Source organism: Bradyrhizobium sp. B120, from assembly GCF_049075665.1.
In the GTDB taxonomy this organism is placed as follows: Bacteria; Pseudomonadota; Alphaproteobacteria; order Rhizobiales; family Xanthobacteraceae; genus Bradyrhizobium.
In genome coordinates this window covers 3811279-3824954 of the sequence record NZ_CP185242.1, presented here as the reverse complement: position 1 = coordinate 3824954, position 13676 = coordinate 3811279, and the positions used below count along the sequence as shown (strand labels likewise).

Here is a 13676-nt window from a genome sequence, read left to right as displayed (position 1 = left end):
GCAATAGCGTGGTCCGGGGCAGGATGATATGGCCCCCTCGCCCGCCTTTTTCAGCAAAGCTGTCCTATTTTGATGAACAAGCAACGCCTGATCCCGCTCATCGTCGCGACCGCGCTTTTCATGGAAAACATGGATTCCACGGTGATCGCGACCTCGCTGCCGGCGATCGCCGCCGATATCGGCACCAGCCCCCTGACGCTGAAGCTTGCGATCACGTCCTATCTGCTGTCGCTCGCGGTGTTCATCCCGGCCAGCGGCTGGACCGCGGACCGCTTCGGCGCCCGCATTGTGTTTGCCGGCGCCGTCGCCGTGTTCATGCTGGGCTCGATCGGCTGCGCGCTGTCCTCCTCGGTGACCGATTTCGTGTTCGCCCGCATCCTGCAGGGCCTCGGCGGCGCGATGATGACCCCGGTCGGGCGGCTGGTGCTGCTGCGCTCGGTCGACAAGAGCGCGCTGGTCAACGCGATGGCCTGGGTGACGGTGCCGGCGCTGGTCGGCCCGGTGATCGGGCCGCCGCTCGGCGGCTTCATCACCACCTATTTCTCCTGGCACTGGATCTTCCTGATCAACATCCCGATCGGGCTGCTCGGCATCTTCCTGGCGCTGAAATATATCGACCCGATCAAGAGCGAGGATCCCGAACGCTTCGATCTGGTGGGGCTGGTGCTGGCCGGCGTCGGCCTCGCCGGCATCGCCTTCGGGCTTTCGGTCGCGGGCCTCAACCTGTTGCCGTGGCCGATCGTCGCCGCCCTGGTCGGGGTCGGCACGGTGTCGATGACGCTCTACGTCATCCATGCGCGGCGCACCGGTTCGCCGGTGCTCGATTTCGGCTTGCTGCGGCTGCCGACTATGCGGGCGTCGATCGTCGGCGGCTTCATGTTCCGGCTCGGCATCGGCGCGCTGCCGTTCCTGCTGCCGCTGCTGATGCAGGTCGGCTTCGGCCTGTCGCCCTTCCAGTCCGGTCTCGTCACCTTTGCCTCCGCGGTCGGCGCCATGGGCATGAAGACGCTGGCGGCGCGCATCATCAAGGCCTTCGGATTCCGCAACATGATGACCGTCAACGCGGTGGTCAGCTCGGCCTTCCTCGCTGCCTGCGCCCTGTTCACGATCTCGACGCCGCTGATGCTGATCTTCACCATCCTGGTGGTCGGCGGCTTCTTCCGCTCGCTGCAATTCACCGCGATCAACACCGTGGCCTATGCCGAGGTCGAGGCGCCGCAGATGAGCCGCGCCACCACCCTCGTCAGCGTCAACCAGCAGCTCGCAGTGTCCGCGGGCGTCGCGGTCGGCGCGTTCTCGGTCGAAACGACCCTGGCGCTGCATCACCAGACCGAGCTGTCCGCCGACGTGTTTGGACCGGCGTTCATCGTGGTGTCGTTGATCTCGGCGGCCTCCGCCTGGTTCTTCTGGCAAATGCCGGCCGATGCCGGCAACGAAATCGCCGGCCGCAAGGCGATCGATATCTCGAGCCGCAAGGGCGCCGAGAAGCGCGCCGCCGCTGACGCCGTCAAGGCAGCGACCGAGGATACGCAGAACGCCAGGGATCAGCGGCTCGGCTAGTTGATCGAACGAGCCGTTTCCGAAGCACGGACACTGCAAGCCGCCGTCCGGTCACGGCCAGGCCCTTAGGGGTGGCCGGTCATCCCGTCTGGCTGTCCTCGATCCGGACGTTCAATAAGTTCGTATGTGGGAACGTGGGTCGCTTCCAGCCACGATTCCAGCGCAGCTCCGCAGACCGTGCAGATCGCGTCACCCGTATGCGGCACCAAGAACTTCTCTTCAGTGCGTCTGTACTCAGCGCCGCAATTGCATTGAACAATGGTCGCCATATGAGAGATATGCGCCTTCGATATCAGATTTTCCAGCCCTGCAAGAAACGGCCCCAGTGCGCGAAACCCGACGCTGCACCAAGGCCGCCAACCCGGTGGGGGTTTTCTCCCGGTGGGCTTGGGGGGGCATTGGCCGGGAGCAATGGAGTCGACTCCGGCCAGGCGCCAAGGTTCCAACCGGTCGCACTGAAATGTCCTGCCGCGCGCGAGATCAGCGGCTGGGGTGAGTCCGGTCTCCCTCCGTCAATGACAATCTCTACGATGACGGCTGCTGCTGTCCACGAAACCCCGTCGCCAGCACATAGCGCTCGGAGGAATCCTGCCGGCTGGCGGACGGCTTGACGTGACGCACGCTGGCGAAATCGCGCTTCAGCTGCCCCACCAGCTCGGCGTCGGCGCCGCTCTGGAACACTTTTGCCAGGAACGCGCCGCCGGGGTTGAGCACCTCCCCGGCAAAATGCGCGGCAGTCTCGACCAGGCCGATGATGCGCAGCTGATCGGTCTTGCGATGGCCCGTGGTGTTGGCAGCCATATCGGACATCACGAAATCGGCGCGGCCGCCCATCATCGCGATCAGTTTTTCGGGCGCGTCGTGGTCGAGGAAGTCGAGCTGCGCAAAGGTGACGCCGGGGATCTCGCCCATCTCGAGCAGATCGATCGCGACCACCTTGCCCTTGCCGTCGGCGGCACCGGTGCGCTTGGCCGCAATCTGGCTCCAGCCGCCGGGCGCAGCGCCGAGGTCGACGACCGTCATGCCCGGCTTGAGCAGGCGGTATTTGTCGTCGATCTCGAGCAGCTTGAACGCCGCGCGCGAGCGGTAGCCCAACGCCTTGGCCTTGGCGACGTAGGGATCGTTAAGCTGGCGCTCGAGCCAGAGTTTTGACGACAGTTTTCGCTTGCCGCCGCTCTTGACCGTGACGTGCAGCCGCCCGGTGGTGTCTTTCGCCATATTGCTTCTCTACTCCCTCGCCCCGCTCTTGCGGGGAGAGGGTTGGGGTGAGGGGCCGCTTCCGCAATGAGGATGAGAGATGCGCCCGTGGAGAGTCCCCCTCACCCGGATTGCATTGACATGCAATCCGGCCTCTCCCCGCGAGCGGGGCGAGGCTAGGGCAGCTCTAGCACACCCGCAGCGCGCCGTCCTCGCGCATCATCTCGACCAGCATGCCCTCGCGCAGGCCGCGATCAGCGACGCGAAGCCGCGGCATCGGGAACGCGTTGCGTATTGCGTCGAGGATCGCGCAGCCGGCCAGCACGAGGTCGGCCCGCTCGACGCTGATGCAGTTGTTGTTGACCCGCGCCTCGTAGCTCATGCCGAGCAGCTTCTGGATCGTCGCTGACACGTCGCCATCGTTCATCCAGATGCCGTCGATGCGACGGCGATCGTAGCGCGACAGATTGAGGAACACGCCGGCGAGCGTGGTCACGGTGCCCGAGGTGCCGAGCATGTGCATGTCGCGCAGATCCTTGCCGTGCTCGGCCGCGAACGGCGCGACGTGGCGGGCGACCTCATCGATCATCCGCGCATACATGTCCCTGGTGACGTTCTTGCCGCCGAAATGTTCGGCCAGCGTGACGACGCCGAGCGGGATCGACATCCACGCCTTGATGCGCGGCGGCGCATCGGGCACGCCGGGATCGCGCTCGATCCGCACCAGCTCGGTCGAGCCGCCGCCGATGTCGAACAGGATGGCGCCGCGCCCCTTCGGATCGAGCAGCGGCGAGCAGCCGATCACGGCGAGCGTTGCCTCGGTCTCGCGATTGATCACCTCGAGCTCGATGCCGGTCTCGGCTGCGACGCGCGCGCGAAAGCTTTCGGCATTGCCTGCGGCGCGGCAGGCCTCGGTGGCGATCAGCCGCAGCCGGCGGGCCTTGCGATAGCGGATCTTGTCGCTGCAAATGGCGAGCGCGGCGATCGCCCGCTCGATCGCGGCCTCGCTGATCGAGCCGGTCGCGGCGATGCCCTCGCCGAGCCGGATGATCCGCGAGAAGGAATCGACCACGCGGAACCCGTCGCCGGTGGGACAGGCGATCAACAGCCGGCAATTGTTGGTGCCGAGGTCGAGCGCGGCGTAGACGCCGCTTTCCGCGGCCGCCGCAATCAGCCCTGACGGGGCTTCGCCGGCCGGAGGGCCGTCACAAAGCCGCACATAGTCATTCATCAAAACACTGTCTTTCCGCAGGACCCCAAGGGCAATCCTTGGGCCCGCCGAATAATTGTCCGTTCACGGAAACTTTAGCAGCGTCAAAGCCCTACGCAAACTCCGTTCACATTGGGTCCATGCCCAATCGGGCGTTGTCGTTAAGGGGGGCGTGCGTTATCTCGTCTGCGCCCCCAAACTCCAGCAAATCCGGGCATTTCAGGTCATTTTCGATGCAAGATCATACGCCGCCCGCCTCCCTCGAAAACGCTATCGCACTGCAAAAATACGGTGTCGGACAGCCTGTTCGACGAAAGGAGGACGACACCCTGGTGCGCGGCAAGGGCAAATACACCGACGATTTCTCCCTGCCCGGCCAGGCTTATTGCTGGATGGTCCGCTCCTCCCACGCCCACGGCATCATCAAGGAGATCGATACGGAAGCCGCCAACGCGATGCCGGGCGTGCTCGGCGTCTGGACCGGCGCCGACCTGGCGGCCGCGGGCTACAACCCCTTCACCTGCGGCCTGCCGCTGAAGAACCGCGACGGCTCGCCGCTCAAGCAGACCAACCGCCCCGCGCTCGTGACCGACAAGGTGCGCTTCGTCGGCGATCCCGTGGCTTTCGTGGTCGCGGAAACCGCGGCGCAGGCCCGCGATGCCGCCGAAGCCGTCGAGGTCGACATCGAACCGCTGCCGGCGGTGACGGACGCGGCCGAAGCGACCAAGCCCGGCGCGCCGCAGCTCTACGACGACATCCCCGATAACGTCGCGCTGGACTATCACTATGGCGACACGGCCAAGATCGAGGCCGCGTTCGCCGGCGCCGCGCACGTCACAAAACTCGACATCGTCAACACCCGCGTCGCCGTGGTCTCGATGGAGCCGCGCGTCGCGCTCGCGCATTACGACAAGAAAACCGAACGCTTCACCCTGCAGGTGCCGACCCAGGGCGTCTCCGGCAACAAGGCGATCCTGGCGCGCCTGCTCAACGTGCCGGCCGACAAGGTCCGCATCCTCACCGGCAATGTCGGCGGTTCGTTCGGGATGAAGAACCTCAACTATCCCGAATACACCTGCATCGCGCATGCGGCGCGCCAGCTCGGCCGCCCGGTGAAGTGGCTGGACGAGCGCTCGACCAGCTTCCTGTCCGATAGCCAGGGCCGCGCGCAGCTGATCCATGCCGAACTCGCGCTCGATGCCGACGGCAAGTTCCTCGCGGTGCGGCTCTCCGGCTACGGCAATCTCGGCGCCTACATCACCGGCGTCGCGCCGGGCCCGTTGTCGCTCAACACCGGCAAGAATCTCGCCAGCGTCTACAAAACGCCGCTGCTCGGTGTCGACATCAAGACGGTCGTGACCAACACCACGCTGATGGGCGCCTATCGCGGCGCCGGCCGGCCCGAGGCCAACTACTACATGGAGCGGCTGATCGACGCCGCCGCCGACGAGATGGGCATCAACCGCTTCACGCTGCGCAAGCGCAACTTCATCAAGCCCTCGCAGCTACCGTTCCTGGCGGCCTCCGGCGTCACCTATGACAGCGGCGATTTCGCCGGCGTGTTCCAGAAAGCGCTCGAAATCTCCGACTACGAGAACTTCGCCAAGCGCAAGAAGGAGAGCAGGAAGAGCGGCAAGCTGCGCGGCATCGCCGTCGGCTCCTATCTCGAGGTCACCGCACCGCCGTCAGGCGAGCTCGGCAAGATCACCTTCGAGCCGGATGGATCGGTGAAGCTCACCACCGGCACGCTCGATTACGGCCAGGGCCACGCCACGCCGTTCGCGCAGGTGCTGTCCGAGCAGTTAGGCGTTCCCTTCGAGAAGATCACGCTCGAACAGGGCGACAGCGACCTGGTGCGCTTCGGCAACGGCACCGGCGGCTCGCGCTCGATCACCGCGACCGGCCAGGCGATCGTCGAGGCTTCCGCGCTCGTGGTGGAGAAGGGTAAGAAGGCGGCCGCGCACATGCTGGAAGCCTCCGAGGCCGACATCGAATTCGGCCAGGGCCGCTTCACCATCGCCGGCACCGATCGCTCGATCGGCATCATGGAGCTCGCCGAGCGGATGCGCGACAGCAAGATGCCCGAGGGCACGCCGGAGACGCTCGACGTCGATCACGCCACCAAGGAGACGGCGTCGACGTTCCCGAACGGCTGCCACGTCGCCGAGGTCGAGATCGATGCCGACACCGGCGTGACGCGGATCGTGCGCTACTCGGCGGTCAACGATTTCGGCACCGTGGTCAACCCGATGATCGTCGCCGGCCAGCTGCACGGCGGCGTCGCGCAGGGCATCGGCCAGGCGCTGATGGAGGAAGTCAGCTACGACGGCTCGGGCCAGCCGATCACCGGCTCGTTCATGGACTACGCGCTGCCGCGTGCCGGCGACGTGCCGTCGATGCTGGTCGGCGATCACCCCTCGCCGGCGAAGTCCAATCCGCTCGGCACCAAGGGCTGCGGCGAGGCCGGCTGCGCCGGCAGCCTCGTCTGCATCGTCAACGCCGTGGTCGACGCGCTGTCGGAGTACGGCATCAAGCACATCAACATGCCGCTAACGCCCGAACGCGTCTGGCGCGCGATCCAGGACGCCAAGGCGAAGGCGGCGTAAGGGCCGCCGCCGCACCATCACGCACCACTGTCATCACCCGCGCAAGCGGGTGATCCAGTATTCCAGAGACGTCAGCGATAGAACCGAGAGGCCGCGGCGTACTGGATACCCCGCATGCGCGGGGTATGACAGTTGAGGGCGATGCGAGAGCTCGCCCCACCTCACGTTCGTCATGCCCGGGCTTGACCCGGGCATCCATCGACTTGAAACGACTCTTGGGAAGACGATGGATTGCCGGGTCAAGCCCGGCAATGACGGAGCCCCCTACGCCGCGGCCTGCTCGCGCGGCTGGGTGATGGCGATGTGGTGGCAATGCGCGAGCGGCACGCCGTTGCCGAGCACCAGCGCGTCGAGCTCGACGAAGCGATGGCCCTTCTTGTCGTAATTGCCGGTCACCTTGGCGCGCGCGGTCAGCTCGTCGCCGATCTTGCCCGCCGACAGCAATTGCATGCGGGTGCCGACATGGATCCACGGCCCTAGGATCGCATTGTCGACCAGGACCTTGTTCATCACCCGCGGCAGCAGGCCGGGATGGCCGAGACCTTCGCGCAAATAAATCGGGTCGGTCTCGCGGATATCGGCGAGATATTCCGTCGCGGCGTCGCCGGACCAATCGCGCGGGATGGTGCCGAGCCACTTGCCCTCTTCATAGGATGAGGCGCTGACCGGCTTGCGTTCGGCGACGGCCGCGACCTGCTTGTAATCGTCGAGCACAAGTTTCGGCACTGAAGCCGGCAGCGACGCGGTCCCGGTGGCGCAAAGCTCGCCGCGGCTGGTGAGCTCAATGGTGAGCCCATTGCCGGTCTCCCGGCCGGTCAATTCGGCGATCTCGCCGTCATAGACCGGCTTCACGAAGCGCGCCTCGATCAGGCCACGTTCCAGGAAATCGCGGCCCCACTTTTCGACCGGCAGGTGCATCATGTAGGCCATCACATCGACGCCGGGGACGAGTCCGCCGGAAAAGCCGAACTTCCGCGCCACCGTGTCGTCGTGGATCTTGTTCTCCGACAGTTTCGAGGTGTTGTACGCCGAGACGCGGTAGGCCTGCGATCCGGTCTGCGAGTTCATGGGGGTTTTCCCTTATTTCCGTTGTTTTTCTGGTGACAATGGTAATCGAACGAAAAGGCATGGCAAGCCTCTCGTTTTGCTCGCAATTTTCCGCACCATGGAGTACACGCAGGCCGCGCCTGCCAACCACCGGATCGATGACTGAAACCCCTGTCCAAACCCGCATCTATGTCGACGCCGACGCCTGCCCGGTGAAGGACGAAATCTACCGCGTCGCGATCCGACTCGGCGTGCCCGTCAGCGTGGTCGCAGGCAATTTCATCCGCGTGCCGCAGGATCCCCTGATCGAGCGCATCGCCGCCGGTTCCGGCATGGATGCCGCCGACGACTGGATCGCGGAACGCGCGCATGAGGGCGACGTCGTGATCACAGCGGACATTCCGCTGGCGAGCCGCTGCGTCAAGGCCGGCGCCGAGGTGATCGCGCCGAACGGCAAGCCGTTCACCGAACAATCGATCGGCATGACGCTCGCGGTGCGCAATCTGATGACCGATCTGCGCTCGTCGGGTGAGATCACCGGCGGGCCGAAATCATACTCACCGCGCGACCGCTCGAATTTCCTGTCGATGCTCGACCAGACCATCCGCCGCATCCAGCGCCGCCGCGCCGAGCAGGCGCCGGCAAACGGGAATTAGCCGCGATGGCCCCACCGCTCATCCAGCTCAAGGACATCCGCCTGACTTTTGGCGGCACGCCGCTACTGTCAGGCGTCGAGCTGTCGGTCTCCGCGGGCGAACGCGTCTGCCTGATCGGCCGCAACGGCTCCGGCAAGTCGACCTTGCTGCGCATCGCGGCCGGCCTGGTCGAGCCTGATGCGGGCAGCCGTTTCGTGCAGCCCGGCGCCACCATCCGCTATCTGCCGCAGGAGCCGGATTTCGGCGACCACAAGACGACACTGGCCTATGTCGAGGCGGGCCTTGGTCCCGGCGACGACCATTACCAGGCGCGCTATCTGCTCGAACAGCTCGGCCTCAGCGGCGAGGAAGATCCGGCGCACGTCTCCGGCGGTGAGGCGCGCCGCGCGGCGCTGGCACGCGTGCTGGCGCCCTCGCCCGACATCCTGCTGCTGGACGAGCCGACCAACCATCTCGATTTGCCGACCATCGAATGGCTCGAAGGCGAATTGGAGAGCCGCCGTTGCGCGCTGGTCCTGATCAGCCACGACCGCCGCTTCCTCACCAACCTGTCGCGCACCACCGCCTGGCTCGACCGCGGCCAGATCCGGCAGATCGAGCGCGGCTTCGGCGCCTTCGAGGCCTGGCGCGACGAGGTGCTGGCGGAGGAAGAACGCGAGCAGCACAAGCTCGACCGCAAGATCGTCAACGAGGAGCACTGGCTGCGCTACGGCGTGTCCGGCCGCCGCAAGCGCAACGTCAAGCGGCTCGGCAATCTCTTTGCGCTGCGCGACCAGCGCCGCGACTACCGCGGCGCCACCGGCAATGCCACGCTCGCCGCCGCCGAGGCCGAGAAATCCGGCCGCCTCGTGATCGAGGCCAAGAGCATCGTGAAGGCGTATGGCGAGCGTAAGATCGTCGATACCTTCTCGACCCGGATCCAGCGCGGCGACCGCGTCGGCATCGTCGGCCCGAACGGCGCCGGCAAGACCACACTCGTGCATCTCTTGATCGGCAACGATCCGCCCGACTCCGGCTCGGTGCGGCTCGGGGCCAATATCGAGATGGCGACGCTGGACCAGCATCGTGAAAGCCTCGATCCGAAGCTGACCTTGGCCGAAGCACTCACCGGCGGCCGCGGCGATCACGTCATGGTCGGCGACAAGTCGAAGCACGTCATCGGCTACATGAAGGACTTCCTGTTCGCGCAGGAGCAGCGTGGCACCCCGCTGGAGGCCCTCTCCGGCGGCGAGCGCGGCCGCCTGATGCTGGCGCGCGCGCTGGCCAAGCCGTCGAACCTTTTGATCCTGGACGAGCCGACCAACGACCTCGATCTCGAAACCCTCGACGTGCTCGAGGACATGCTCGGCGATTACGACGGCACGGTGATCCTGATCAGCCACGACCGCGACTTCCTCGACCGCGTGGTGACGTCGGTGATCGTGCCCGAAGGCCAGGGGCGCTGGATCGAATATGCCGGCGGCTATTCCGACATGCTGGCGCAGCGTGGCGCCGACGTGAAGCGCGAGACGGTGAAGGCGGACGCCGCGATCGAGGAAAAGAAGGAAGCCAGGGCCGCCGCGTCCGAAGCGGCACCCAGGCGCCGGCTCAGCTTCAACGAGAAGCACGCGCTGGAGACGCTGCCGAAGACGATCGACAAGTTGCGCGCCGAGATCGCAAAGCAGCAGAAGCTGCTCGACGATCCCGACCTCTACGCGAAGGATCGCAAAAAATTCGACGCCGCCTCGGCCGCGATCGCCAAGGCGCAGGACGAGCTCGCCGCCGCCGAGGACCGCTGGCTCGAGTTAGAGGTGCTCCGCGAAGAGATCGAGCAGGCATGAACCCGATAATTCTTGACGTCATTGCGAGCGAAGCGAAGCAATCCATCTCCCCACATTTGCGGAGAGATGGATTGCTTCGTCGCTGCGCTCCTCGCAATGACGGAAATGCTGAACCGGAGTTGACCCGATGACCACGCCCCTCGCCGCCAAGATCGCCAAGGAATACGGCACGCCCTGCGCCGTGATCGACATGGACCGGGTCGAGCGCAACATCGCCCGCATCCAGAAGGCCTGCGACGAGGCCGGTGTCGCCAACCGGCCGCACATCAAAACGCACAAGAATCCGATGCTGGCGCAGCTGCAGATCAAGGCGGGCGCCAAGGGCATCACCTGCCAGAAGCTCGGCGAGGCCGAGATCATGGCCGATAGCGGCATCGACGACATCCTGATCAGCTACAATCTGCTCGGCGACGAGAAGATGGCGCGGCTCGGCGCCCTGCAAGGCAAGGCCAACGTCACCGTCGCGGCGGATAATTCCGTCGTGATCGGCGATCTGCCGAAGGCGGCAGCCGCCTCGGAGCGTCCGCTCTCGGTCGTGGTCGAATGCGACACCGGGCGCAAGCGCGCCGGCGTCGAGACCCCGGCCGAGGCAATCGCGCTGGCGCGCGAGATCGCAGCCTCGAAGGGCCTGAGCTTCGCCGGCTTCATGCTGTACCCGACCGAGACCGGCTGGGCGGACGCGCAGAAATTCTACGACGAGGCGCTGGCCGGCGTACGCGCCCACGGCCTCGATGCGACCATCGTCTCGACCGGCGGCACGCCGAACCTCGTCAATCTCGGCAAATTGAAGGGCGGCACCGAGCACCGCTTCGGCACCTATATCTACAACGACCGCATGCAGGTCGCAGCCGGCGTCGCCGGCTGGGACGATTGCGCGCTGCACATCTATTCCACCGTGGTCAGCCGCGCCGGCCCCGAGCGCGGCATCCTCGATGCCGGCTCGAAGACGCTGACCTCGGACACCGGCGGCCTCGAAGGCCACGGCCTGATCCTCGAACATCCCGAGGCCAAGATCGCGCGCTTCGCCGAAGAGCACGGCTTCCTCGACCTATCCCGCAGCAACACGCGACCGAATGTCGGCGACGTGGTGCGGGTCGTGCCCAACCACGTCTGCGTCGTCGTCAACATGATGGACGAGGTGGTGATGGTGCGCGGCGACGAGATCATCGGCGCGCTGCCGGTGACGGCGCGGGGCAAGCTGCGCTGATCTGAGCGCAATCTGTAGGATGGGTAGAGCGCAGCGAAACCCATCATGCTTCCGCGCGGATCGATGTCGGTGGGTTTCGCTTCGCTCTACCCATCCTACGAATCTACCCGCGAATGAGCGCCTGCAGCTCACTGTCCAGCGCATCGCGAAACACCTCGATCGGCCGCGCCAGGCGGCCGGCGGGCGGACGATGCACGATCCAGGCGCGCACCGCCGGATTGAAATCTGCGATCTTCACGGTCTTGAGCCGGCTGCGGATCGGACTTCGCTTCAGCGCCACCGGCGTGACCAGGCCGATGCCGAGACCGCGCGCCACCAGCGACAGGCGCAGTTCGCTGTCGAGCGCCTCGACCGCGATGGTGAACGGCAGATGCGCCGCGTCGAAATGGCGCTTCAGCGTCTGGCGGAAGCCGCAACCGTCCTGGTTGATCACCCACCCGGTCCGCGACAGCCATTCGAGGTCGACGAATTTCGGCGTCTTCATGTCGCGCGCGACGACGAACACCACCGGCTGCGCACCGAGATCGGAGGCCGCGAGATCGTCGGGCGGCGCGGTGCCGTCGGGCAGGCAGATTGCCGCGGCGTCGAGCTCGTTGCGGCTGACCCGCTCCATGTGGTTGGGTGACCAGCCCGAGACGACGCGCACCGCAAGCGAAGGGAATTCACCGCGCACCGCATCGAGCGGACCGGTGAGCCCGGCCTCCGACAGAAACGGCGTCAGGCCGAGCCTGAACTCGCCGCGCACCACCCCGTCATTGGCGACGCCTGACTTGAGGTCGTCGAGCATGCGCAGCACGCGACGGCCCTGCTCATAGGCCTCGATCCCCGCAGCCGTTGGCTTCAGCGGCTTCGACAGCCGGTCGAGCAGCTGCGCACCCAGCATCTCCTCGAGATTCTGGATCCGCCGTGTCACGCCGGGCTGGGTCAGGTTCAGCCGGGCTGAGGCCGCGACGATCGATCCGGTCTCCACCACGGCGACGAACGCCACAAGGTCATGGGTGTTCATAACAAACTCGCATATTCTTCATCAACTTATTTGAATTGTAGCATATTACACCGATCCCCTAAAGGGGTCTCGCCACTCCATCGCGAGGTCCCATGACGATTTCCGAAGCCACCAAGCTCTCCCCGGCGCGCGCCGTCTCCGTGCGTCCCCTGATCTGGATCGGCGCAATCACGACCGGCACCGTCGTCACCAATCTGTTTGCGCCGCAGATCCTGGTTGGCCTGATGGGCCGATCGCTCGACATGACCGCGCTGGAGGCCGGCCTGATCTCGACGCTGACCCTGCTCGGCTACGCACTCGGGCTGTTGCTGCTGGTGCCGCTGGTCGACCTCGTCGAGAACAAGCGGCTGATCCTGCGCACACTCGGCTGCGCCATCGTGGCCGCGATCGGCACCGCGATGGCGCCGACGCCGCTGATTTTGTTAGCCGCCACCTTCATCCTCGGCGCGTCCTGCGCCGCGATCCAGATGGTGGTGCCGCTGGTCGCCTCGATGATGCCGCCGGAGCGCCGCGGACAGGCGATCGGCGATGTCATGAGCGGGTTGATGATCGGCATCCTGCTGTCGCGGCCGCTGGCGAGCCTGATCGCGGACAGCTGGAACTGGCGCGGCTACTACCTCACTTCGGCTGTCCTGATGACCGTGCTCGGTTGCGCGCTGGCGCGCTATCTGCCGACGCTGCAGCCTGCGGCGAAGGTCAGCTACGGCGGGCTGCTGCGTTCATTCCCAAGATTGCTGCGCGAGGAGCCGGTGCTGCGCGTTCGTTCCTGGACCGCGGCGCTGGTGATGGCATCGTTCACCGCGTTCTGGGCGGCTGTCGCGCTGCGGCTGCCGGAAGCGCCGTTCAAGCTCGATGCCAAGGGCATCGCGCTGTTCGCGCTGATCGGCGTTGCAGGAGCGGCGGCAACTCCGATCGCCGGCCGCTGGGGCGACCGAGGTTTCGCGCGGCCGTTGCTGATTGTCTCGCACCTCCTCATCGCCGGCGCGCTCGTGCTGTGCGCCTGGGCCGGCACGATCGAGTCGCGGATCGCGGCCCTTTCGCTGCTTGGCGTCGGCGCCGTGCTGCTCGATTTCGGCATCACCACCGACCAGACGCTCGGCCGCCGCGCCGTCAATCTGTTGCAGCCGGAGGCGCGCGGCCGGATCAACGGCCTGTTCGTGGCGCTGTTCTTCATCGGCGGCGCGGTCGGTGCAGCGGCGGCGTCCGCCGCGTGGAGTTACGGTGGCTGGACGGCAGTGTGCGCGGTGGCCGCCACGTTCGGCGTGCTCGGGTTCATCACCGACCTGGCGACCAAGACCGGTTCAGAGTGAGTCGCACCGTGTAGGATGGGTAGAGCGCAGCGAAACCCATCAACTTTCTTCCGCGAG

General features: G+C 66.1%; 10 protein-coding genes. 6 read left to right on the top strand and 4 right to left on the bottom strand.

Annotation, left to right across the window (positions count from 1 at the left end; translation table 11 throughout):
• Positions 1-72: 72 nt before the first annotated feature.
• Positions 73-1560: a DHA2 family efflux MFS transporter permease subunit gene (locus ACOIX3_RS17165; protein WP_420971009.1), complete on the top strand. Its 1488-nt coding sequence runs from the start codon at positions 73-75 to the stop codon at positions 1558-1560.
• A gap of 525 nt (positions 1561-2085) precedes the next feature.
• Here the strand turns inward: ACOIX3_RS17165 and ACOIX3_RS17160 are convergent.
• Together ACOIX3_RS17160 and ACOIX3_RS17155 are read right to left on the bottom strand one after the other, a co-directional pair.
• Positions 2086-2778, bottom strand: coding sequence for an RlmE family RNA methyltransferase (locus ACOIX3_RS17160; RefSeq protein ID WP_420971008.1), 693 nt, complete (start codon positions 2776-2778; stop codon positions 2086-2088).
• Positions 2779-2944: 166 nt separating this feature from the next.
• On the bottom strand, positions 2945-3988 hold the full coding sequence (locus ACOIX3_RS17155) for a Ppx/GppA phosphatase family protein (protein ID WP_420971007.1): 1044 nt from the start codon (positions 3986-3988) through the stop codon (positions 2945-2947).
• A 212-nt stretch (positions 3989-4200) separates the two neighbouring features.
• Between ACOIX3_RS17155 and ACOIX3_RS17150 the strand changes: the two genes are divergently transcribed.
• Entirely contained in the window at positions 4201-6573 is a 2373-nt protein-coding gene (locus ACOIX3_RS17150) for a xanthine dehydrogenase family protein molybdopterin-binding subunit (RefSeq protein ID WP_420971005.1), read from the top strand.
• 264 nt (positions 6574-6837) lie between these two features.
• Here the strand turns inward: ACOIX3_RS17150 and ACOIX3_RS17145 are convergent, their stop codons facing one another.
• Positions 6838-7641, bottom strand: coding sequence for a hypothetical protein (locus ACOIX3_RS17145; RefSeq protein WP_420971004.1), 804 nt, complete (start codon positions 7639-7641; stop codon positions 6838-6840).
• 137 nt (positions 7642-7778) lie between these two features.
• On the opposite strand from ACOIX3_RS17145, the gene ACOIX3_RS17140 reads away from it, so the two are divergent.
• The 3 genes from ACOIX3_RS17140 to ACOIX3_RS17130 all read left to right on the top strand — a co-directional run bounded on the left by ACOIX3_RS17140 (position 7779) and on the right by ACOIX3_RS17130 (position 11303).
• Complete coding sequence (locus ACOIX3_RS17140) at positions 7779-8276, top strand: YaiI/YqxD family protein (RefSeq protein ID WP_420971003.1); 498 nt, start codon at positions 7779-7781, stop codon at positions 8274-8276.
• 5 nt (positions 8277-8281) lie between these two features.
• Positions 8282-10096: an ABC-F family ATP-binding cassette domain-containing protein gene (locus ACOIX3_RS17135; RefSeq protein ID WP_420971002.1), complete on the top strand. Its 1815-nt coding sequence runs from the start codon at positions 8282-8284 to the stop codon at positions 10094-10096.
• Positions 10097-10223: 127 nt separating this feature from the next.
• Positions 10224-11303, top strand: coding sequence for an alanine racemase (locus ACOIX3_RS17130; protein WP_420971001.1), 1080 nt, complete (start codon positions 10224-10226; stop codon positions 11301-11303).
• Between the two features lie 103 nt (positions 11304-11406).
• Here the strand turns inward: ACOIX3_RS17130 and ACOIX3_RS17125 are convergent, their stop codons facing one another.
• Positions 11407-12309, bottom strand: a complete 903-nt coding sequence (locus ACOIX3_RS17125; protein WP_420970999.1) for a LysR family transcriptional regulator — start codon at positions 12307-12309, stop codon at positions 11407-11409.
• A gap of 92 nt (positions 12310-12401) precedes the next feature.
• Here ACOIX3_RS17125 and ACOIX3_RS17120 point away from each other — a divergent pair, with 92 nt between their 5' ends.
• Positions 12402-13619: an MFS transporter gene (locus ACOIX3_RS17120; RefSeq protein WP_420970998.1), complete on the top strand. Its 1218-nt coding sequence runs from the start codon at positions 12402-12404 to the stop codon at positions 13617-13619.
• Positions 13620-13676: the final 57 nt, after the last annotated feature.

What these genes read in the sequence shown, in the direction of transcription:
- ACOIX3_RS17125 (WP_420970999.1), bottom strand. Translation starts at nt 12,309, where the DNA reads ATGAACACCCATGACCTTGTGGCGTTCGTCGCCGTGGTGGAGACCGGA.
- ACOIX3_RS17150 (WP_420971005.1), top strand. Translation starts at nt 4,201, where the DNA reads ATGCAAGATCATACGCCGCCCGCCTCCCTCGAAAACGCTATCGCACTG.
- ACOIX3_RS17165 (WP_420971009.1), top strand. Translation starts at nt 73, where the DNA reads ATGAACAAGCAACGCCTGATCCCGCTCATCGTCGCGACCGCGCTTTTC.
- ACOIX3_RS17140 (WP_420971003.1), top strand. Translation starts at nt 7,779, where the DNA reads ATGACTGAAACCCCTGTCCAAACCCGCATCTATGTCGACGCCGACGCC.
- ACOIX3_RS17130 (WP_420971001.1), top strand. Translation starts at nt 10,224, where the DNA reads ATGACCACGCCCCTCGCCGCCAAGATCGCCAAGGAATACGGCACGCCC.
- ACOIX3_RS17145 (WP_420971004.1), bottom strand. Translation starts at nt 7,641, where the DNA reads ATGAACTCGCAGACCGGATCGCAGGCCTACCGCGTCTCGGCGTACAAC.
- ACOIX3_RS17135 (WP_420971002.1), top strand. Translation starts at nt 8,282, where the DNA reads ATGGCCCCACCGCTCATCCAGCTCAAGGACATCCGCCTGACTTTTGGC.
- ACOIX3_RS17120 (WP_420970998.1), top strand. Translation starts at nt 12,402, where the DNA reads ATGACGATTTCCGAAGCCACCAAGCTCTCCCCGGCGCGCGCCGTCTCC.
- ACOIX3_RS17160 (WP_420971008.1), bottom strand. Translation starts at nt 2,778, where the DNA reads ATGGCGAAAGACACCACCGGGCGGCTGCACGTCACGGTCAAGAGCGGC.
- ACOIX3_RS17155 (WP_420971007.1), bottom strand. Translation starts at nt 3,988, where the DNA reads ATGAATGACTATGTGCGGCTTTGTGACGGCCCTCCGGCCGGCGAAGCC.